The organism is Klebsiella sp. CN_Kp104 (assembly GCF_040064515.1).
Lineage (GTDB): Bacteria > Pseudomonadota > Gammaproteobacteria > Enterobacterales > Enterobacteriaceae > Klebsiella > Klebsiella aerogenes.
Window position 1 is genome coordinate 139114 of record NZ_JBEAII010000004.1, and the last position, 20749, is coordinate 159862.

The following is a 20749-nucleotide window of genomic DNA, read 5'->3' on the forward strand; positions in this document are numbered from 1 at the left end:
TATGCTGGAGTTGTTGTTTCTGCTTCTTCCCGTTGCCGCTGCCTATGGATGGTATATGGGGCGCAGGAGCGCACAACAGTCCAAACAGGACGATGCTAGTCGCCTGTCGCGTGATTACGTGGCCGGGGTCAACTTCCTGCTGAGCAATCAGCAGGACAAAGCCGTAGATCTGTTCCTCGATATGTTAAAAGAGGACACCGGCACCGTCGAAGCTCATCTGACGCTTGGCAACCTGTTTCGTTCCCGTGGCGAAGTTGACCGCGCCATCCGTATTCACCAAAGCCTGATGGAGAGCGCCTCGCTCACCTACGATCAACGCCTGCTCGCCGTCCAACAGTTGGGACGCGATTATATGGCCGCTGGCCTGTACGATCGCGCGGAAGATATGTTCAAGCAGCTGGTGGATGAAACCGACTTCCGCCTGGGCGCGCTACAACAACTGCTGCAGATTTATCAACTGACCAGCGATTGGCAGTCCGCCATCGAAGTCGCCGAGCGGCTGGTAAAATTGGGCAAAGAAAAACATCGCAGCGACATCGCCAACTTCTGGTGTGAACTGGCGCTACAGCAGATGGCCAGCAACGATCTCGATAAAGCGATGACGCTGCTGAAGAAAGGCGCGTCTGCGGACCGCAACAGCGCCCGCGTCTCGATTATGATGGGGCGCGTGTGGATGGAAAAAGGCGACTACGCGAAAGCGGTAGAAAGCCTGGAACGGGTGATTGGCCAGGATAAAGAACTGGTGGGTGAAACCCTGGAAATGCTGCAAACCTGTTATCAGCAGTTGGGTAAGCATGCGGAGTGGGAAGCGTTTTTGCGCCGCTGTGTAGAAGAGAACACCGGTGCGACGGCGGAACTCATGCTGGCGCAGATTATCGAGCAGCAGGAAGGGGCGGAAGCGGCGCAAAGCTATGTAACTCGCCAGTTGGAACGCCACCCAACAATGCGCGTGTTCCATAAACTGATGGACTACCATCTTAATGAGGCGGAAGAAGGGCGCGCGAAGGCGAGTCTGGGGGTTTTGCGTAACATGGTTGGTGAACAGGTGCGGAGCAAACCGCGCTACCGCTGCCAGAAGTGCGGTTTTACTTCCCACACCCTGTACTGGCACTGCCCGTCCTGCCGCTCGTGGGCGACTATAAAGCCGATTCGCGGCCTGGATGGTCAGTAACTACTAAAAAAAGCCAGACTTTAGTTACAACATACTTATCTGGGTTTTACCATGCCCAATCCTGTTGCCGCGTGCCCGTTTTTGTCTGTAGAGGGGCAAAAGCAGCCTGTCATTTTCCCCACTTCGCAGGTAGAATGCTGCCCGTTTACCTTTTTTGCGCCCTGGCGGCGCTCATCCACAATTAAGGTCCGGTCATGACGTCTACTGCTACCTCTTCTCCTCGTGTTATCACATCCTCTCCCGTCGTTGTTGCGCTTGATTATGATAACCGTGACAAGGCGTTAGCCTTTGTTGATCGAATCGATCCCCGCGACTGCCGGTTGAAAGTAGGTAAGGAGATGTTCACGCTGCTGGGGCCGCAGTTTGTTCGCGACCTGCATCAACGCGGCTTTGAAGTGTTCCTCGACCTGAAATTCCACGATATTCCTAATACCACCGCACGTGCGGTCGCCGCTGCGGCGGAACTCGGCGTATGGATGGTGAACGTTCACGCCTCAGGCGGTGCGCGCATGATGACGGCGGCCCGCGAGGCGCTGTTGCCGTTTGGAAAAGAGGCGCCGTTACTGATTGCGGTCACCGTATTGACCAGCATGGAAGCCAGCGATTTGCAGGACCTTGGCATCACGCTTTCTCCTGCCGATCATGCCGCTAAACTGGCTGCGCTAACCAAACGCTGTGGTCTGGACGGCGTAGTCTGTTCCGCGCAGGAAGCCGTCCGCTTTAAGCAGGAGTTAGGGCAGGAATTTAAGTTAGTCACGCCAGGGATCCGCCCCACAGGTAGCGATGCAGGCGATCAGCGCCGAATCATGACCCCGGAACAGGCGCAGCAGGCGGGGGTTGATTATATGGTCATTGGCCGCCCGGTTACCCAGTCCGCCGATCCGGCGGCAACGCTTGCCAGTATCAACGCATCGCTGAAGCAGGGGGCGTAATGAGTGATTCAAATAGCCGCCTGGTTTACTCCACCGATAGCGGCCGTATCGAAGAGCCGAAAGCGGCGCCGCAACGAGCGAAAGGCGATGGCATCGTGCGTATTCAACGCCAGACCAGTGGGCGCAAAGGAAAGGGCGTCTGCCTGATTACCGGCATCGATCTGGATGACGACGCGCTGGCGAAGCTGGCCGCTGAGCTGAAAAAGAAATGCGGCTGCGGCGGTTCACTCAAGGAGGGAGTGATTGAAATTCAGGGGGATAAACGCGACTTGCTGAAATCGCTGCTGGAGGCCAAAGGGATGAAAGTGAAATTAGCGGGTGGCTAAGATAATTTCTATGAAATAAACAACAAGGCCACGGTATTTACCGTGGCCTTAATTATTTGTAGATGCGTGAGTCAGTAACTACGAAATTATTATTAATTTAATATGCGGGGTGGTTATTTGCCAACCTGGTGGCCAATGATGCCGCCAACCGCTGCGCCGCCCAGGGTCCCCAGGGTGCTGCCATCAGTTAATACCGCGCCGCCCAGTGCGCCGGCGCCGGCGCCGATTGCGGTGTTACGGTCGCGTTTAGACCAGTTAGAGCAAGCGCTCAGAGACATTACTACAGTAACCGCCAGTACGGCCGCAGCCATTTTTTTGCTCATCGAAGTCATCATTTTATTCTCCTGAATAATCTATTCATGGATACAACTTCCTTTAAGCATAGCAACAGGCTATGACTTACGGGTTATTCCATGAAACTTAAGTTGCGCAGGTGTTGCTCTAATCACGCAGGTGATAGTCACTTCCTGTTATATCGCTAATAATAATTCTACTTATTTTAAAATTTAACGTCAGGTAAAAAATCTTAATTGCGGGTCGGAATACTCTCAGACGCAGAAGGGACGCCAACGCCATTTTATCGGGCGCTGGCGGAGGCGATCAGGCGCGGTTAACAATATCGACGGTTAAACCGCTGTCGGTGAGTTGCTGGCGGATAGTGTCGTGCAAATTATTATCGGTAATGATGCGATTGAAACGGGAAATCGGGCCCAGCGGATAGGGATGCACAACGCTGAATTTCGAGCTGTCGCTCAGCACAATGGCTTCGCACTGTTTTTCCAGCACCGCATTAACCACATCGGCGCGCATCATGTCGCGGCCGGTGAAGCCGGTTTCGCTCTGCCAGCCGTCAACGCCGATAAATGCCTTGCTAAAGTGTACCTGCTGAATGCACTGGCGGGTTAACGGGCCGACCATGCTTTCACTGCGCTTCTGATAAATACCGCCCAGCAGAATCACCTCGCCCGGCGTTTCCTTGAGTAAATGCGCGATATAGCTGCTCACGGTGATGATGGTGATATCGCCGCGTTCCGCCAATGTGCGAGCCAGAAGGGCGTTTGAACTGCCATTTTCGATGAACACCGTCTCTCCGGCTGCCACCAGCGACGCGGCGCGCGCGGCGAGTTCACGCTTAATGGCAAAGTTGGTCATCATCCGGGTTTCGACGTCTTCACTATCCAGCGGTACCGCAAAGCCGTGGGTACGGCGCAGGTAGCTTTGTTTTTCCAGCGAATTCAGATCCTGACGAATAGTGACTTCGGAGACACCGGTCATCCTGGCCAGATCGGCTACGCTCATACGGCCTTTATCGATGACCATTTGCAAAATACTTTGTTGTCGGGCGTTCATAGCTACATCACAGTTAGAGGTCTATACGGCGCCCAGCAGGCCTTAAGGCGTGCTGGGGGACAGGAATGAATTAGATTTCCCACGGCGCTTTCGATTGCCCTGAGTCCTTCTCTGGCTCGTCGTGAGACAACGCCTGCAGCTCGGCTTTGAGGATCTCCAGATTATGGATCGCCGAGTGATAATCTCCGGCAACCAGAATATCCAGCACGGTATCGATACGTTGGGCGAGCAGGCGGGCATTCAGATCAGACATAGCATTATCCTGGTTACAAAAATGAATGAAATCAATGATGCAAAAAACAGTTGCAAAAGAGAAGCGAAAAAAACGCACATCCTTGCGCGGCTGGCGATATTCACTCAAAACGAGAAATGTATGGCCCCTGGGCAGGGGCCATAAAAGCGTTACGCCGCCGGACGGGCGATGACGCTGCGGGTTTCCATACGAACTTCAGCGATAGTCACGTCGATAACATCGGTGACTTTGTAAACGACTTCACCTTTAATCTGTACGGTTCCGTTCTCCTGGCTGCAGACCAGTTCATCGCGCACCGCGTGCAGGAAAGGTGCCGGGATAAAGGCGACAGCGCCGTTATCGACCAGGCGCACGCGCATGCCGCCGCGGCTGACATCAATGATTTCTGCCGCGTAGCGGGTATCGGTTCCGGCTTTATCATTGAGGAAGCGAGCATACAGCCAATCTGCGACGTCGCGTTCCGCCATCCGGTTCAGACGACGGCGTTCCGCCATCTGCACGGTGACGTCATCCTGCGGGCGACCAATGGTCTCGCCTTTGATGACGGCTTTTAACAGACGGTGGTTGATCATATCGCCGTATTTACGGATTGGCGAAGTCCAGGTGGCGTAAGCTTCCAGCCCAAGGCCGAAGTGTGGGCCTGGCTCGGTACTGATTTCGGCGAACGACTGGAAGCGGCGGATGCGGCTATCGAGGAAACCGGAAGGTTGAGCATCCAGTTCGCGGCGTAGTTTACAGAAACCGTCGAGTGTCAGGACTTCCTGCGGATCGACGTGTACATCGTGCGTCTTCAGCAGCGCGGCCAGTTGCTCGGTGTTAGCCGGATCGAAACCGGTGTGCACGTTATAAACGCCAAAGCCCAGGTTATCTCGCAGCACGCGTGCCGCGCAGATATTAGCGGCAATCATTGACTCTTCAACGATGCGGTTGGCGATGCGGCGCGGTTCGGCAACGATATCCAGCACTTCACCTTTCTCACCCAACACGAAGCGATAATCAGGGCGGTCTTTGAATACCAGTGCGTGGGTTTGACGCCATTCGCTGCGGCGCTGGCAGACTTCCTGCAGCAGTTTGATTTGCTGCGCGATAGCGTCATCAGCAGGCTGCCATGAGCCGATATTTTCCAGCCAGTTGGAGACGTCGTCATAAGCCAGTTTGGCTTTAGATTCGATAGTTGCGGCGAAGAATTCGATATTATCTTCAATGGCGCCGTCAGCCGCCAGAGTCATGCGGCAGGCGAGCACCGGGCGCACTTCGTTGGCGCGCAGCGAGCACAAATCGTCAGACAGCTCGCGCGGCAACATTGGGATATTAAAGCCCGGCAGATAGTTGGTGAAGGCGCGGATTTTCGCCGCGTTGTCCAGTTTACTGTCCTCGGCAATCCACGCTGTCGGATCGGCGATAGCGACGGTCAGCAGCAGGTTACCGTCGTCCGTGCGCTCGACATACAGCGCATCGTCCATATCTTCGGTGCTGGCGCTGTCGATGGTTACGAACTCAAGCGCCGTCAGATCGCGGCGTTCCAGTCCTTCATCGAGCATCTCGGTGGCAACGCCATTCGGCGCTTCTTTTTCCAGGTTATGACGCGCCAGCGTCACCCACCACGGCACGAAATGATCGTCGCTAAAGGTGATGAATTGCGTTAATTCGGCATAGAAACCGCGGTCGCCTTTCAGCGGATGGCGACGCATTTCAGCCACCGCCCAGTCACCCTGTTTGAAATCATGTTCTACGCCGCGCGCGGCACGGCAAGGGATGGCGTCTTTCAGCAGCGGATGATCAGGAACGATAGACAGACGATCGTCTTTTTTCTGCACTTTACCGACAAAACGGGTCAGGAAAGGCTCAACTAGCTCTTCCGGCTCGGCGCTTTCACGTTCTTTTTCGGTATGGACCACGGCGATAATACGATCGCCATGCATCACTTTTTTCATTTGCGGCGGCGGAATGAAGTAGCTTTTTTGCGAGTCGACTTCGAGGAAGCCAAAACCTTTTTCCGTACCTTTAACGACCCCTTCAACGCGCGGAGTCTGGGAATGCAATTGCTGTTTAAGCTGCGCTAGCAGCGGGTTGTCCTGAAACATAATTAGGTTTTTTCGTGGCTAAAAGAGCGGCTGACATTTTTACGCGAATATGCCTGCCTCAGCAAGCGCTGTTTCAGCATTTTACGTCGCTTGACGTACCTCACCGAGGGCGATTTTAAGCCGGTTCAGCCAGCCGCAGAGGCCGCACCACGCCAGCAGATCGATAGCCTCAACGCGGGAAAGCCCATATTCAGTGAGGGGAGTTAGCTGCGCGGCGCTAAAACGGTCCGGCGCACGAGTCAATAGCTGCGCCGCCTGTAGGAAAACGTGTTCCAAAGAATGGCTTCGCGCCCAGTGCTGAACCGTTCGTTCATCGCCGCGCAATGCCTGCAACAATCCGTTGTCACCTGTCCAGCGAGCTCTCCAGGCGTTAAAACAGCTGACGCTGCCGTTGATTCGCGCCGCGAGTAACGCCGCCATTGCGCCTAAGGGCTGCGCAGAGTTATCCAGTTGATTCAGCAGTTGATGCAGCAGGGCTAACGCGCCTTCATCCGTTGCCAGAAGGGGGGCGAGAGGCTGCAGGCCGGGATGACGGTTCCATGCGGCGAGCCTGACTTGCTTGTCATCACTGGCGTAACGCAGGTCGGCATCATCGATATCCAGGGACCACTCTCCAGTAACATCAGTAAAGCGTTCTGCCGGGGCATCATTCTGCTGCGGCATACCGGGAAGCCAGCGTACCGGTTGGCCGAGCGCGGCCTGAAATGCGGCCACCGCGCGGGCCTGAAAGCCCACGAAGCCGATAATTTGGTTAATTAACACAATATCGCGGCTGGTCAGCCCGACCTCCTCAAGCTGGCGGCGGGAGACCTCGTTGATAACCGAAGGAGAACTGGCTAACTGGCGGGCGTACTGGGTTATCTGCGCCAACCGGTGATTACTTTCTCGTGAGGAGTCAGGGCCAGGCAACGGCGCCAGACGGGCGGCGTAGTGGTTACACAAGCGCTGTACGCCGTAGACCTGAGCGACGGTCAGGGCGGTGCTAAGACGGTCGTAGGCGCTGAAGGTTTGTAATCGGGTTACCGTGACGTTGTCCGGGAAAAGGACCTTTGTCAACTGACGCGCGGGCGCCAGCCAGCCTTCATGAGGGTGGCTGAGATCGGCTGCGAGTGGCAGATCGAGCAAAAAACGGTCATCAACGTCAGCGGCCTCCGGGACCAGAGGAAGAATCTCGACCGGGCTATTGGTTGACTGGGTCTCGTGATACCAGTGGTTTTTGCCATACACGCGGCGTTGCTCCATGGGCGTTCCTTGTTCGGTAGGTGGCGAACCGCCGTTTCGCGGTACCTCTATGCACAACTATCCTGGCGTAACCCTGAAGCAGGAGAAAATATTGATACGTACTAACAAATAGCGGATTGGAATAACAGAAGAGAAGCGTAAGCAGAGAAAGGAGAGAGATCCTCCTCACCGGGGTGAGGAGGATAGGGAACTTATTTCAGTTCCAGTTCGTTCATCGCAGCGATGCTGAAACCGCCGTCAACGTGAACGACTTCACCGGAGATGCCCGCAGACAGGTTAGAGCACAGGAAGGCCGCGCTGTTGCCGACGTCTTCGATGGTGACGGTGCGACGGATCGGGGTGACCGCTTCGCAGTGCGCCAGCATTTTACGGAAATCTTTGATACCGGATGCCGCCAGGGTGCGGATCGGACCCGCGGAGATGGCGTTAACACGAATACCTTCCGGACCCATCGCGTTCGCCATATAGCGTACGTTGGCTTCCAGAGACGCTTTTGCCAGACCCATCACGTTATAGTTCGGGATAGCGCGCTCAGCGCCCAGATAGGAGAGGGTCAGCAGCGCGGAGCCCGGGTTCAGCATCGAGCGGCAAGCTTTCGCCATTGCCACGAAGCTGTAAGCGCTGATGTCGTGGGCAATTTTGAAACCTTCGCGGGTGACGGCATTGACGTAGTCGCCATCTAACTGGTCAGCCGGCGCATAACCGATAGAGTGCACGAAACCATCAAATTTCGGCCATACTTTTTCAAGCTCAGTGAACAGCGCGGTGATGCTTTCGTCTTCAGCCACGTCGCACTGCAGCACAATGTTAGAACCCAGCGCAGCAGCAAACTCTTCTACGCGGCCTTTCAGTTTTTCGTTCTGATAGGTGAATGCCAGTTCAGCCCCTTCACGGTGCATTGCTTGCGCAATACCGTAGGCGATGGACAGTTTACTGGCCACGCCAGTGATCAGAATGCGCTTACCGGAAAGAAAACCCATAGCTTTAATCCTTATCGTTATTGCTTATTTTTACTCTAACAATCAAACGGTTAACGTTGTTATTTCAAAATAACTCAAATTTAGCCGGGAATTATATCCCACTGAAGACCCCTTGTGTCACGATTTTTTGTGCCGCCTATCGCAACGCAGCGCGTAATGATAAATGCGCTTACCCCAGTATATCACCGGATAATCACTACGTTTTACCGTGAGATCACGACGCGTTACCGATATTTCTGCGGTTAACGGCGCACGATCGTGGTGAGTAACAGTAGGGCGTCCGTCGTGAGCGGCGCGAGTTCGCCCGGCATTTGCTGATGCCAGAAAATACCCGATTGCGCTTCACATTGCCGTTCACCAAGTTGCCAGCGCCCCTGTAATACCCAAGCGACGCCTTCGTCGCCGGGAGTCTGTATATCATCAACGACCCGTACCTCGGCGGCGGCGCGGTTGCGCTGGGTCATGATATTAAAGTCGAGACCGGCTTCGCGGATCCCTTCGCTACGCAGCGGCCACTCGCCGGCAAAAGCCCAGGGTTGCCAAAGCGTTAAAGCGTGATCGATAGCTTCGCCTTTCAGGCGCAGCGGCTGCCCGGCCAGTAGAGTAATGACCCGGTCGACGCCGGGAAAGCAGGAAAACGGACCATCATTTTGCAGAGTGGCAATGCTGGCTCGCCATAAAAAAGGGGCGTCAGGAGAGGGGACACAGACTATCTCACGGGTCTCGCCTGCGCCATTTTTCCAGGGCGTGACGGGCAGAGTGGATAGTTGGACGGGAACGATCATGAGCGTTACACCTCGGTTTAGCGCGGTATGCGCAGGCGTTATCAACGTTATTGTTATGGTTTTGTTACTTTTTGCAATACAAAGAATTTACATATTCATCACAAAAATAGGATGCGTGCGGTGCGGGCAGTTGTCAATGCTTGTATATACAGGATCGGTCAGATGGGGAGTGAATAAATAATAATAGCGAGGTACCTATGTCTTCTTTTTCATCTACAGATGGGCAGTCAAAAAATAGTCAGGCTGGATTAAGTGAAACGCGGTCGATCGATTACATCCCCGAGCGCGAGAGGCATGGGCATCCGTTTAGCCAGTTTACCCTGTGGTTTGGCGGCAACCTGCAGATTACCGCTATTGTCACCGGCGCTTTAGCCGTGGTGCTGGGCGGCGACGTGGTGTGGTCGCTGATAGGTCTTCTCCTCGGTCAGGTGCTGGGGGCGGCGGTAATGTCGCTGCATGCGCTGCAGGGACCACGGCTGGGTTTGCCGCAGATGATAATCAGCCGCGCCCAGTTTGGTGTCTTTGGCGCGGTAGTGCCGCTGGTATTGGTCTGCATCATGTATGTTGGCTTCTCCGCCAGCGGTACCGTACTGGCCGGGCAGGCGATGGCAAAGCTGTTGAATATCAGCAATGTCGCTGGAATGTTGCTATTCAGCGCGATTATTATTGTCATTGCGGTACTGGGTTATAAGGTGATTCATAAGCTGGGTAAACTGGCGAGCATTATCGGCATTCTGGCCTTCGTCTATATGTTCGTTACGCTACTGATGTCGGCGGATCTCACGGCCCTGGCGCAAAATAACCATTTCTCCCTGCCGATGTTCCTGCTGGCGGTGTCGCTGTCCTCGTCGTGGCAAATCGCTTTCTGCCCGTATGTGTCCGACTATTCGCGCTATTTGCCACGCAATGTATCGGCAACGAAAACGTTTTGCTCGGTGTTTTTCGGTACCGTATTGGGAACCCAGACATCTATGACGCTGGGGGTGTTTACCGCCGCGATTGCCGGCAGCGCTTTTCCCGGTCATGAAGTGAGTTATCTGGTGGGATTGGGTAAAAGCCAGGTGATGGCGATGGTTATCTACTTTGCTATTTGCTTTGGCAAGATCACCTTCACGACGCTTAACGCCTACGGCAGTTTTATGTCTCTGACCACCATTGTTTCCGGTTTCCGTCGCCAGACGGCGTTGTCGCAGAAATGCCGCGTTGCTTTCGTCGTCCTGATGGTCGCGGCTTCGTGTATTATCGCGCTGCTTAGCGAACCGGCTTTCTTAAAGCACTTCACCCATTTCCTGTTATTCCTGCTGGCCTTTTTCGTTCCCTGGAGCGCCATCAGCCTGACCGATTACTACATTATTTCTAAAGGCGCGGTCGATATTCCGGCGCTTAGCGATCCGCATCAGCGCTATGGTTTCTGGAATTTGTATGCCATTACCATTTATATCATTGGCGTGCTTATTCAACTGCCGTTTATTGAGAACCCGCTGTTCCATGGTTCGCTGACGTGGATATTCGCCGGCAATGATGTGTCATGGATTATCGGCTGGGTAGGTACCGGATGGTTGTATTATGCGCTGCGCCGCTTTGACCGCCGACCATTACCGGCGCAGAGTGTGTTTCCGCAGTGATAAATAGCAGGGGCGGCTATTATGCCGCCCCTGAAGGAAGGTTAACGCTATTTACCATCTTTTCGCCAGGCGTCGGCAGTCAGCGCCTCGCCGAAATGGCCGGCGATCAGCCGCTTGGTCAGTTCGTGGAGCGGCGAGGCCAGCACATCGGCGGTGCTGCCGCGTTCGACCACTTCACCCTCATGCATTACCAGCACCTGATCGCTGATATGCTTCATCATCCCCAGATGCTGGGTGACATAGATGTAGGATATTCCCTGTTTTTCCTGCAGTTCCAGCATCAGGTTGATTAGCTGCGAGCGCATCGACATATCCAACGAGGCCAGCGCCTCATCGCAGATAATCACTTTCGGACGCAGGATCAAGGCGCGAGCAAGCCCCAGGCGCTGTTTTTGCCCCGGCGCCAGCATATGCGGATAGTAGCTGACGTGGTCCGGTAGCAAGCCCACCATGCGCATCGTCTCGATAATCTGCTTTTCCCGGGCTTCTGGTTCAAGATCGGTATTGAGACGCAGCGGGAAATCGAGGATCTGCGAAATACGCTGACGCGGGTTAAGCGAGGTCGAGGGATCCTGAAAAATCATGCGAATACGCTGGCTGCGGAATGAGTAGTCGCCAAACTCCAGCGGATGATCGTCAATCAACAGTTCGCCGGTGGTCGGCTCAACCATCCCGGCCAGCATTTTGGCCAGCGTTGATTTACCGGAGCCGTTTTCACCAATAATCGCCAGCGTCTGACGCTCGCGCAGGGTAAAGCTCAGCGGCTTCACCGCCTCTACCGTCTGACGGTGGAACCAGCCGGTGCGATAGCGAAAGGTCTTACTCAGATTGCGAACTTCCAGCAATGTTTCGACCATTTCACTCTTTCTCCATGTTCAGCGGGAAATGACAGGCGTACAGATGATTACGCGCGCCGGTCAAACGCGGCGTGACGATACACTCGCGTTGTGCATAGGGACAGCGCGGCCCCAGCCGACAGCCGATCGGCAGTTGTTCCAGCAGCGGAATGGCGCCGGGCAGGGTATTCAGTCGGCTTTTATGCGGCATTGAGCTGCCGAAATCCGGGATGGCGCGAATCAGCGCTTGAGTGTAGGGGTGATGAGGGATGGTCACCAGCTCCTCGCTCGGCGCGGTTTCCACCGTCTGCCCGCAATACATGACGTTAATTTTATCCGCCCATTTGCTGAGCATCTGCATATCGTGACTGATCAGCAAAATAGTGGTGTTGTTATTCTGGTTGAGCCGGGTCAACAGGCGAATAATCTGCGCCTGGGTGGTTGGCTCCATGGCGTTAGTGGGTTCATCAGCAATCAGCAAGCGCGGCTGGTTAGCAAGCGCGATGGCGATCATGACCTTCTGACATTCGCCGTCGGTCAGCTCGTAGGGGAAGCTGCGCATAATATCTTTGTGATCTTTAATTCCCACCCGGTGCAGCAGTTCAATAGCGCGGCGCTTACGCCAGCCAAAGCGTTGCCACCAGTGGCCTTTAAAGGTCCAGCCGGGGATATTTTGCATCAACTGCAGCCCAATACGCTCGGAAGGATCGAGACAGGATTGCGGCTCCTGGAAGATCATCGATACGTTGTGGCCAATCAGTTTTCGGCGCTCGCGGTTAGAGAGGCGCAGCAGATCGATATCATCAAAACGCATACGGTCGGCGGTGACCCGCCAGTTATCTTTGGTGACGCCGCAAATCGCCTTGGCGATTAAGCTTTTGCCGGAACCTGATTCACCGACAAGACCACGGACTTCACCTTCAGCCAGCGTCAGGCTGACCCGATCGACGGCCTTTACCCAGCCCTCGTTGGTTTTAAACTCAATGGTGAGATTACGAATATCCAGTAACGGCATTATTGAACCCCGGCAATAATTGCGCGGCGAATACCGTCGCCCAGCAGATTGATGAGCAGTACGCTTATCATGATGGCCGCTCCCGGCAGCATGACCGTCCAGGGGGCGACGTAAATCAATTCCAGCGCGTCGCCGAGCATGGCGCCCCATTCCGGAGAGGGTAGCTGAGCGCCGAGGTCGAGAAAACCGAGCGCGGCAATGTCGAGGATCGCCATCGACAGCGCGCGGGTAATTTCGGTGACCAGTCCGGCGGTAATATTAGGCAGAACTGCAAACCAGAGAATATTGAGCGTGGAAGCGCCGTCAAGGCGGGCGGCAATCACGTACTCTTTTTCCAGTTCATCGTGCACCATGCTGTAGACCGAGCGCACCATGCGCGGCAGTAGCGCCAGCCAGACGGCGAACATCGCATGGCTCAAATGCGGCCCGGCGAAAGCGACGACGATAATCGCCAGCAGCAGCGACGGAATCGACAGCAGGGTGTCGAGAATGTGGTTCATTACCGCTGAACGCAAACCGTGGGTGGAACCGGCAATCACGCCAAGCACCAGGCCGAACAGCGCGGCGCCGAGCGTGACCACAAAGGCGCCGCCGACGGTCGGCGCCGCGCCGCTGAGCAGGCGACTTAGCACATCGCGACCAAGGTCGTCGGTGCCGAGGAAGAACGACACTTCGCCATAGCGCGACCACGAAGGCGGCAGCAGCTGGTAGCCGAGGAACTGCTGATCGATGCCATAGGGCGCGAACCAGCCGCCGAATACGCATAGCAGCACCAGCGCGCCGCAGCCGTATAAACCAATCATCGCGGTGGTATCGCCGTAGAATTTACGCCATACGGTGCGCAATGCGCCGGGCGGGCGCTTTTCGAGATAGACGCTATCGTAGGGCATATGAATCCGTTTTAAGTTTGTTAGTCATGCTTAATTTCTTTTCAAGAATCCCGCTATTATCAACGCCTTGCCAGTATGTAACGCTTTATTTTTGTGTGTTCTTCATAGATTTGAAGGTTATCAATTTACGCATAATGTGTACACTGATGTGTATATCTTCTTCCGGAGTGTACACATTGCTTACCGACACAAAATTAAGAAAAGCTCTTGGCAAAAAAAGAGACCAAATCGAGGTCATTTCAGACGCACATGGTCTGAATGTCAGGTTGTCTACATCCGGCAGTATAACATTCTTTTACCGCTACAGATGGAACGGGAAAGCCGCTCAACTAACGATTGGTGATTATCCAACCACCTCATTAGCTCATGCGCGAGAACGTAGGCAGCAGTTCAGGGCTTGGCTAGCGGAAGGGCTTGATCCTAGACGGCAAGTAGTACTCGAGAAACAGAAAAAAGTAGAAGCGCTTACAGTGAAAGAAGCATTCGATTACTGGGAGAAGTACTACTGCATCCCTGAAGGTCTGGTAAAAATCAAAGTTAACCGCCGCGACTTCAATAATCATATAGCCCCAGTGCTCGGAAATATGATTGTAGATCAGACAACTAAAGCTCACTGGCTAAATCTTTTTGACGGTATGGGGCGAAGAGTGGTTACAGGGCAAATGCTCGGTTTGATGCAGCGCACATTTCGTTTCTGTTCCAACCGTGGGGTAATTAACGTGAACCCTATTGAAAGCCTTAGACGATCAGATGTAGGGCTCACAGCAGCTGTAAAAGATCGCAGGTTAAGTGATGATGAAATCATTACAGTTTGGAATGCCCTGCCTGAGATGAAATATAGGCAGCAATTGATAATGAAGTTTCTCATTATGACTGGCTGTCGAAGTACAGAGATCAGAACAGCAAAATGGGAATGGTTTGATTTCAAGGAACAAACATGGACTATCCCGGCAAGTGACTATAAAACTGGGAAGTCGGTGAGAAGGGCGCTTCCTGAGGCTGTAATACAGATGATGGTAGCTGAAAAAGAAACATCAGTTTCAAAACATGTTGTGACGTTGTCACGATACAGGGGGCCAGAAGATGACAGGCCGCCACTTCAACCAAACGTGGCTCTGTTCTCTGCGCAGATAATTGCAAAAACAGGGATGAAACCTTGGTCGCTTCATGATTTGAGAAGAACAGTGGCGACGCGCCTTTCTGAATTAGGTGCGCCACCACATGTTGTGGAAAAACTACTAGGGCATCATATGTCTGGAGTCATGGCGCGGTATAACCTCCACGATTATTTGGATGATCAGCGTCATTGGCTTGCTGTTTGGCAACGTCATCTTGAGAAGTTGATTGGCCAGCCTCTGGTTTGATACCCATGTTGTCTTCCCAAGCAAGAAGGTCTGACAAACGCCATCTTTTAGGACTGCCATTTATTTTTGGCTTCGGAAACGGCTGAGAAAAGTACGATGGCATCCGGGATGGTGTGCTCCAGAAATACAGTGTGCTGCGCGAAATTTTGTATCTGGACAGAATGTCACTGGTTATCAATATTTCATCTTGGAAATGAGATGCGTTATTCATAAAAGCCCCTTAGTTACATTGTCCAGGAAGATGCTGCAGCCTACGGGCGCAGCTCATGGCCGTCGCCACATAACTGCATTTTCTGTTTACAACTTCTACAGTGATCTTTGAGCCTTGAACCACCACCGTATAAGTTCTCTTCGTTTTCTGTCGCCCGTAGGCGCCATAAAGCTCAACATGTTTTGCCAGTGCGGCATCACAAGCCTGGCGGCCCAGCGGTGATTGCTTGCTTCGGTTTATCAGTCGCATATCCACCTCACACAAATACATCAACTGGATCGCCAGCTGCGCGCGCGTTGTCGTTCGCCTCCCGACGGAGGCCGAGAACATAGCCAACGGGATCCCAACTGGACAGAATTGCATTGAGCTCTTTCTGGCTGTGCCAGGTTGTCAGGCGTTTTTTAAGCTCGGTGGCGCAGGCGCGCAAGTTCTCCCGAGTAGGGCCGGCCATCTTCATGCACAAGCACAAAGTCAGAAGCAGATCCGAATATTCGTCGGCGGCCGCGCGCAATGCCGCAGGGTCGATGCTGGCTTCCAGCTCAGGTAATCGATGTTTAAGACTCATGCTGCACCGCCTTTGACGCGGGAGATGGTGTTATCAGCCTTCTGCACTTCCGGATGCTCGTCATAATCCGGAAGATAGCGGCGAGCGACAGCAGCCAGGGAAACCAGCGCCGCCAGAAGCTCGTCGCGCTGCCCGGCGACTTTCGCATGCTCAAGCGCTGCGTTTTCCAGCAGGGCCTTGTGCTTCTTGTAAGCCTCATATGCGTGCCAGGACTGGCCTTTGCTCACGCTGGTGGTAATGTCCGCTACCTGTTCAGGCGTCAGCGTGGTCAGTGGTTGCGCAGGGTAAATCAGAACCTGCCCGGCGTCCCAGTCGAATCCAGCCTGAATTGACTCTACTTCAACGGATGGCGACGCGCCGATGCTGCCAGGCGAGAGTATGAAGATGGTGATCTCCGGGTCGCGACGCTGCGTAGTTGGGTTTGACCAGATGCGGGCTACCAGCTCAGTGAATTTGGAGAATTTCATTCCGCGCTCAGTCATTCCAGGCCTCCAGTTCGTTCTCTATTTCGTCGTCGATTTCGTCGTTGGTGGCTTCTTCATTCAGGTAGTCGCGCGCTTCTTTGAGATAATGCTCTCGACGCCCGTCGTACCATGCTGAGAACTCTGGCGACCAGCAATTCCTGTTACCCACATGAGCGAAAAAATCGTGCATTGCGTTGTTGTAGGCCAAGTTTTCAACCATGCAATACGCCGTAGTCAGTGCCGCCTCACGGATGTAACCGCGGAGATCGCGCTTGTGCCAGTAGGGGCTATATTTCGAATCGCAGCGCCCTTTGAATTCAACTTTCCAGCGGCGTATGCATCGTGCGTTAAGTGATTTGCTCATATCGTTATCGGGAGGGCTAACCCTCCCGCCTCCCTTAGCCCAGGTATTCCGGTTTCATGTCGTCCAGGGTGATACGGAACTGGTCATACAGTTCATCACCCAGGTGGCGGCGCGATGAGGTCAGGGTGCTTTCTGCCTTCGCGAATAACGCTTCGGCTTCTGGATCCCCAGGGTTAGGAAGTGAATTTATGGCAGCCTCAACCTTGTTCTTCGCATCAACAAGGTAGTAGCGCTTCACCGCCTTATTTTTCAGTTCGGTATAAAGAGCAGTACCCAGCAGAGCTTTCTGTGATTCGATGTCTGCGCGAATGGCTTTGGCCTGATCCACTGAGTCAGCTGTATCAATTCGGTCGCGGAGTCCATCGGCAAGAGAATCAATGCTGATACCTGTACCCTGTTCGCTGGTGGTGGCGTCAGAGCTGCTGGTAATCTCAGCTACAGACATTCTTTGCACCGGCGCCGGATTGATTTCTCGTTCTGTTCGTTGCTCAACTTCATCCGGGCTATAAACACCCATAATCACTTCAGGGCAGTACAGGCGAGCCCAGTATTTCACGCCCAGATAAGCGATCTGCTGCTTCGGGTTAGAAACCCACAATGGTGAATTACGAGTTACAACACCCGAGAGATAAAGCGGCTCACCCCAGGTGATTTCTGACTCACCGCGAAGAATCGCGCCGACCTGAACAAACAACCCGATTTCGTCTTCATCAGTCCAGCCGCGTACCCGTTCGGTAACGGTGTATTTCCCACTTTTACCGTGTTTTTCCCTGGTGATTTCCTGCGTCCTTGTGCAACGCTCCCAATCGCCGCCGTAGCGGTAATGAAATCGACCGTTGATAGCACTGGAGCTGGCGATTACCGCGTTGACGAGCTGGGCTTCATATCCGAGTACGCCATTTACCAGATGCGTTTTTTGCGCGACCGCATAGGGATTCATGCCCCACTGCATAGCCTGCATAACGATGGCCATGCAATCGGCTGGCTTACCTGCAAGGTGAGCTGGCACTGTCACTTGTGAATCAGCCATAAGGTTTGCGAAAGCAGTTAACTGACCGAGAGCCTGAACGTTAAAGATCGCGTTGCTAGCTGAAATGGTGTTTGGTGCTTGCTGTTCGGCTGTAACAATGTTGGTATTTTCCATGACTGTTCCCCCTTATGCCTGTACGCGCAGCGCTTCAAGACGGCGCACATCAAAATCGTTAAGTTCTTCGGTGTAGTCTTCAGTGATCGGAGCCGGCCATTCGCCAGTGTCGAAACCGTTCGCGATGGCGCGCATTGCTTTGCGGTATTCCAGCATGCCGAGCTCCAGTAGCTCTTCGGATGCCTCGATAATGGCGATCCAGTGGTAGTTCTCGTCTTTGTTGACGAAAATCCAGAAGAACTGATCCAGAGCAGCGGTTTCGCAGTACATAGCCGCGCTGAGGTGGTAATCGCGCTCAATGATTTCCCTGTGCAACTTCGCGCGCAGGCCTTCCTGCTTGATGTTCCACATGCTGATGGTCTTCAGGTCCGCACCAATGCGCAGGCCGCTCATGTCTATCTCAAGGTCAGGGCGTACGCGAACTTCCAGCCCGGTTTCCTCATCTATACCGAAATAGCTCACTTCAACGGCGCGGCTCGGATGCTGGAGCAACTTGCCGGCGGTGGGGTGGTTCAATAGTGCTTTCTGAATGTCCAGCGCAGTGCTCATCTGATGGCGGGTAACCAATATTTTTCCTTCCGGGTTTTCGCGCCATGCATCCAGCAGTTCGTCGGCAAACACGGCATCCGGTTTAACCGATTTCACAGCCTGAATCAGATCCGCTTTGGTGCCTGATACTTTCAGCGGCTGCGCCTTCTGGGTTTCCTGAGCGACCATGTCAGGATTGATAATCGCCAGTTGTTCCAACATGGCATCACGGCTGCCGCTGGTTTTAACAGGCGCAGGCAGGGTGGCGTTGTATTCTTTGATGCAGGCCTTCATTGCTGACGCGGTAAAGTTTTTATCGTCACCAACGATTCGCTTGAACTCGTCAGGTAATTCCAGATACGCAATACCGATTGCATCTTTGTCGCCGCCCAGCGGTACCGGAGCGGGCAGGGTGGCGTTGTGCGCCTCCAGCAGCGCCTTGATGTCGTCAGCACTCAAAAGCGGCGGAAGACCGGCGTTGTACTCGTCGATAAACGCGCGGATCGTCGCAGTCGTGGTGAAGGCGCCTTCCGGGATTTCCGGCTCGATGCTGAATTCTTTTTCCAGCTGTTCAGGCTGCAGCGCCAGCGCATGCACCAGATTGCCCATATCCAGAACAGGAGAGCGCATTTTTTCAATGACTTTCGAGACGTGGCGTTTTTCGAAATACATCAGAGATATACGGGCATCTTTAACCTGAGTCGAACTGGTGCCGTTCGCCGCGTGGTAAACATCGTTCGGAACACCTTCATATCGACCGGGCTCGAAGAATTCAGGCCATTTTGTTGCTTCCGGCTCTGGCTCATGCTCTTCTTCTGCAGTTGCTGATTGCTGGTCCTTCAATACTGCCGCGGTAAGGTCAGGGCAGCGCTCAGCAAGAATGTCGCGCATGTTCACGGCATCTGCTTGCGGAGCAGTTGCATCAGTGCCTTCGCTTGCTGATACCGCATTATCATTTTCGTCTTCGACTGGCTGAGCCGTTTCCATCTGCACATCGCTGGTGGTTTCCCCGGAATTAGCTGGATGTAATTTTTCTTCTGCAGCGCGCTGGCGCGCCTGGTCCACGATAGAAAGTGCTGATGCTGATGCTGATGCTGATGCTGATGCTGATGCTGGCTGGCTATCCATCAGACCATCAATCGAAAAAACACCATTGCCCATGTTTGAAACTTCAGGCTGTTTGGGTTTAGTCAGGTCTTCCGTTACCCAGTTCGGCGCATCCGGATCGCTTACTCCGTCGATATATTCACCTCGCTCAGCTGCGAGAATCTTATCCACGGCTGACTGTTCAGCGACGGCGGCAGATGACACATGCCCGGCTTTCTCAAGCGTTTCAGCAGAGGGCGTTTCATGCTTATGCTCTGTCAGGTTCGCATTGATATAGGTCTGCAGACTTACCGGGAAATGATGAATATCGCTGGTGGCGCCACGAATGAGGGCAAAAATGGCAGCGCGTGAATAATCCAGGATGCCTGCGGTTTTACGCAGCGCAGCAGACCATTCTTTGAACGGGCTTTCTTTTTTCTGGACGATTTCTTTAGCCCGGCGATGAATGGATGCCGGGAAATTGTAGATATCGAAATCCATCGGCATTGTGGCCAGCGCAATCTCAACATCAAGCGTATCAAGGGTATGGGTGTAGTCAGGGTTGCGATCGGTTTTATTACCGCCGCCAGCATTCGTGCCGGTATCCGTTTTCTGAACAGCAGAAATATAATTGCCGGCAGACCATTCGCGAACGAGTATGCCGCGGTCAATGTGCGGAGTTTCAAACCACAGTTTTGCAAACTGGATACGCTTGCCCAGTTCGTGGCGCTTACCTTCAGGAAATACAGCTTTGTTGGCGCTGGTAAATTTCCACAGGGTAGGCATGTCGGCATCCTTCAACCCCTGGACGTTCTCAGCGGCGAGAATCAGATCCTGCACTGCGGAGTTATCGGTATTCATTTCCAGAACTGCGAGCTCTTTACGGTGAGGAATACTGATTTGATAGACGTGGTTATCATTCGCCATGTACTGCGCCAGCAGCTTAATGCGGAACGGCTGCTCAGCAATATTGAACAGGGCGTTTGTATCGTTTTCGTATTCAGCATTGCCGAACGATTCCACGGTATCGACATCACCAGCATCGTCAGCACTATTGTCATCAACCAACTCGCCAGTGACAGGGTCAGAGGATACCCCAGCATCATCGGTGTGATGAACGTCCATGGGCTCTTGTCCTGGCTTCAGTGCCCAGGTACGACCGTCGTCGGCTAGCTGGTAGCGTTCGCACCATGAGTAATCGAGCACGCCTTCAGCTGGCAGGTCGTTAAATACCGGGAAATCGGTACGGATTGGCTTTTGATAGTCTTTTCCGCGGCCTGTTTCAATCTCAGCATCTTCCAGGTCGACGTCCAACTGCAGCAGCGCGCGGGATTCGGTTTTTGCAGAACGCCAGATTACGGCATCGGCTTTACCCGATTTTTGAGTCGCTTTTATCAGATAAAAATATTCCATGTGATAGCCTCAATTTTGGATGTAGAATCCCTCGGGCCATTGATAGCGCCCATTCAGGGTGTTCATTGGTTTTTGGTAAATTCCGGTGGAACTTTGGTCGGTGTCACCGGACGTACAGCCC

20 protein-coding genes and 1 pseudogene are annotated in these 20749 nt (G+C 53.7%); 5 read left to right on the forward strand and 16 right to left on the reverse strand.

The window, feature by feature from the left end; all coding sequences use genetic code 11:
• Position 1 precedes the first annotated feature (1 nt).
• The 3 genes from lapB to yciH all read left to right on the forward strand — a co-directional run bounded on the left by lapB (position 2) and on the right by yciH (position 2429).
• Positions 2 to 1171, forward strand: a complete 1170-nt coding sequence (gene lapB / locus ABLU80_RS07675) for a lipopolysaccharide assembly protein LapB (protein WP_015366230.1) — start codon at positions 2 to 4, stop codon at positions 1169 to 1171.
• 194 nt (positions 1172 to 1365) lie between these two features.
• Complete coding sequence (gene pyrF, locus ABLU80_RS07680) at positions 1366 to 2103, forward strand: orotidine-5'-phosphate decarboxylase (RefSeq protein ID WP_047079559.1); 738 nt, start codon at positions 1366 to 1368, stop codon at positions 2101 to 2103.
• Positions 2103 to 2429: a stress response translation initiation inhibitor YciH gene (gene yciH, locus ABLU80_RS07685; protein WP_015366232.1), complete on the forward strand. Its 327-nt coding sequence runs from the start codon at positions 2103 to 2105 to the stop codon at positions 2427 to 2429. Before pyrF ends, yciH begins: the two co-directional genes overlap by 1 nt.
• Before the next feature lie 113 nt (positions 2430 to 2542).
• Here yciH and osmB read toward each other — a convergent pair whose 3' ends face one another.
• From osmB to ABLU80_RS07720, 7 genes are all read right to left on the reverse strand, one after another.
• Positions 2543 to 2761, reverse strand: a complete 219-nt coding sequence (gene osmB / locus ABLU80_RS07690) for an osmotically-inducible lipoprotein OsmB (RefSeq protein WP_032688354.1) — start codon at positions 2759 to 2761, stop codon at positions 2543 to 2545.
• A gap of 268 nt (positions 2762 to 3029) precedes the next feature.
• Positions 3030 to 3779: a DNA-binding transcriptional regulator YciT gene (locus tag ABLU80_RS07695; RefSeq protein ID WP_348849874.1), complete on the reverse strand. Its 750-nt coding sequence runs from the start codon at positions 3777 to 3779 to the stop codon at positions 3030 to 3032.
• A gap of 70 nt (positions 3780 to 3849) precedes the next feature.
• Entirely contained in the window at positions 3850 to 4032 is a 183-nt protein-coding gene (locus tag ABLU80_RS07700) for a hypothetical protein (protein WP_015366235.1), read from the reverse strand.
• Between the two features lie 149 nt (positions 4033 to 4181).
• Entirely contained in the window at positions 4182 to 6116 is a 1935-nt protein-coding gene (locus ABLU80_RS07705) for an exoribonuclease II (protein ID WP_348849875.1), read from the reverse strand.
• 81 nt (positions 6117 to 6197) lie between these two features.
• A complete protein-coding gene (locus ABLU80_RS07710) occupies positions 6198 to 7358 on the reverse strand; it encodes a carboxymuconolactone decarboxylase family protein (RefSeq protein ID WP_047079561.1) in 1161 nt (386 codons plus the stop codon).
• A gap of 191 nt (positions 7359 to 7549) precedes the next feature.
• Positions 7550 to 8338, reverse strand: a complete 789-nt coding sequence (gene fabI / locus ABLU80_RS07715; protein ID WP_015366239.1) for an enoyl-ACP reductase FabI — start codon at positions 8336 to 8338, stop codon at positions 7550 to 7552.
• A 242-nt stretch (positions 8339 to 8580) separates the two neighbouring features.
• Positions 8581 to 9123, reverse strand: a complete 543-nt coding sequence (locus ABLU80_RS07720; protein WP_047079562.1) for a HutD family protein — start codon at positions 9121 to 9123, stop codon at positions 8581 to 8583.
• A gap of 197 nt (positions 9124 to 9320) precedes the next feature.
• Between ABLU80_RS07720 and ABLU80_RS07725 the strand changes: the two genes are divergently transcribed.
• Positions 9321 to 10748: a cytosine permease gene (locus ABLU80_RS07725; RefSeq protein ID WP_047079563.1), complete on the forward strand. Its 1428-nt coding sequence runs from the start codon at positions 9321 to 9323 to the stop codon at positions 10746 to 10748.
• Positions 10749 to 10795: 47 nt separating this feature from the next.
• Here ABLU80_RS07725 and sapF read toward each other — a convergent pair whose 3' ends face one another.
• Genes sapF through sapC form a run of 3 tightly spaced genes read right to left on the reverse strand, consistent with a single transcriptional unit; the run spans position 10796 to position 13489 of the window.
• Positions 10796 to 11605 (reverse strand): peptide ABC transporter ATP-binding protein SapF, encoded by an 810-nt coding sequence (gene sapF / locus ABLU80_RS07730; protein ID WP_015366242.1) that lies wholly within the window; start codon positions 11603 to 11605, stop codon positions 10796 to 10798.
• Between the two features lies 1 nt (position 11606).
• Positions 11607 to 12599 (reverse strand): putrescine export ABC transporter ATP-binding protein SapD, encoded by a 993-nt coding sequence (gene sapD, locus ABLU80_RS07735; RefSeq protein WP_015366243.1) that lies wholly within the window; start codon positions 12597 to 12599, stop codon positions 11607 to 11609.
• Positions 12599 to 13489, reverse strand: coding sequence for a putrescine export ABC transporter permease SapC (sapC, locus tag ABLU80_RS07740; protein ID WP_015366244.1), 891 nt, complete (start codon positions 13487 to 13489; stop codon positions 12599 to 12601). The genes sapD and sapC overlap by 1 nt, the downstream gene beginning before the upstream one ends.
• A 146-nt stretch (positions 13490 to 13635) precedes the next feature.
• Here sapC and ABLU80_RS07745 point away from each other — a divergent pair, with 146 nt between their 5' ends.
• The gene (locus ABLU80_RS07745; protein ID WP_047053504.1) at positions 13636 to 14853 is read left to right on the forward strand and encodes a site-specific integrase; all 1218 of its coding nucleotides are present in this window, start codon (positions 13636 to 13638) and stop codon (positions 14851 to 14853) included.
• Between the two features lie 220 nt (positions 14854 to 15073).
• On the opposite strand, the gene ABLU80_RS07750 is transcribed toward ABLU80_RS07745, so the two are convergent.
• From ABLU80_RS07750 to ABLU80_RS07775, 6 genes and pseudogenes are all read right to left on the reverse strand, one after another.
• On the reverse strand, positions 15074 to 15313 hold the full coding sequence (locus ABLU80_RS07750) for a DUF4060 family protein (protein ID WP_072056188.1): 240 nt from the start codon (positions 15311 to 15313) through the stop codon (positions 15074 to 15076).
• Positions 15314 to 15320: 7 nt separating this feature from the next.
• Positions 15321 to 15629 carry a hypothetical protein gene (locus ABLU80_RS07755; protein WP_047053502.1) on the reverse strand — a complete coding sequence of 103 codons (309 nt, stop codon included), beginning with the start codon at positions 15627 to 15629 and terminating at the stop codon, positions 15321 to 15323.
• Positions 15626 to 16096, reverse strand: coding sequence for a hypothetical protein (locus ABLU80_RS07760; RefSeq protein WP_080956931.1), 471 nt, complete (start codon positions 16094 to 16096; stop codon positions 15626 to 15628). The genes ABLU80_RS07755 and ABLU80_RS07760 overlap by 4 nt, the downstream gene beginning before the upstream one ends.
• A gap of 7 nt (positions 16097 to 16103) precedes the next feature.
• Positions 16104 to 16457: a hypothetical protein gene (locus tag ABLU80_RS07765; RefSeq protein WP_348849876.1), complete on the reverse strand. Its 354-nt coding sequence runs from the start codon at positions 16455 to 16457 to the stop codon at positions 16104 to 16106.
• 34 nt (positions 16458 to 16491) lie between these two features.
• Positions 16492 to 17651, reverse strand: a pseudogene (locus ABLU80_RS07770) (RecT family recombinase).
• Positions 17614 to 20628 (reverse strand): RecE family exodeoxyribonuclease, encoded by a 3015-nt coding sequence (locus ABLU80_RS07775; RefSeq protein ID WP_348849877.1) that lies wholly within the window; start codon positions 20626 to 20628, stop codon positions 17614 to 17616. The pseudogene ABLU80_RS07770 and the gene ABLU80_RS07775 overlap by 38 nt, the downstream one beginning before the upstream one ends.
• Positions 20629 to 20749 lie beyond the last annotated feature (121 nt).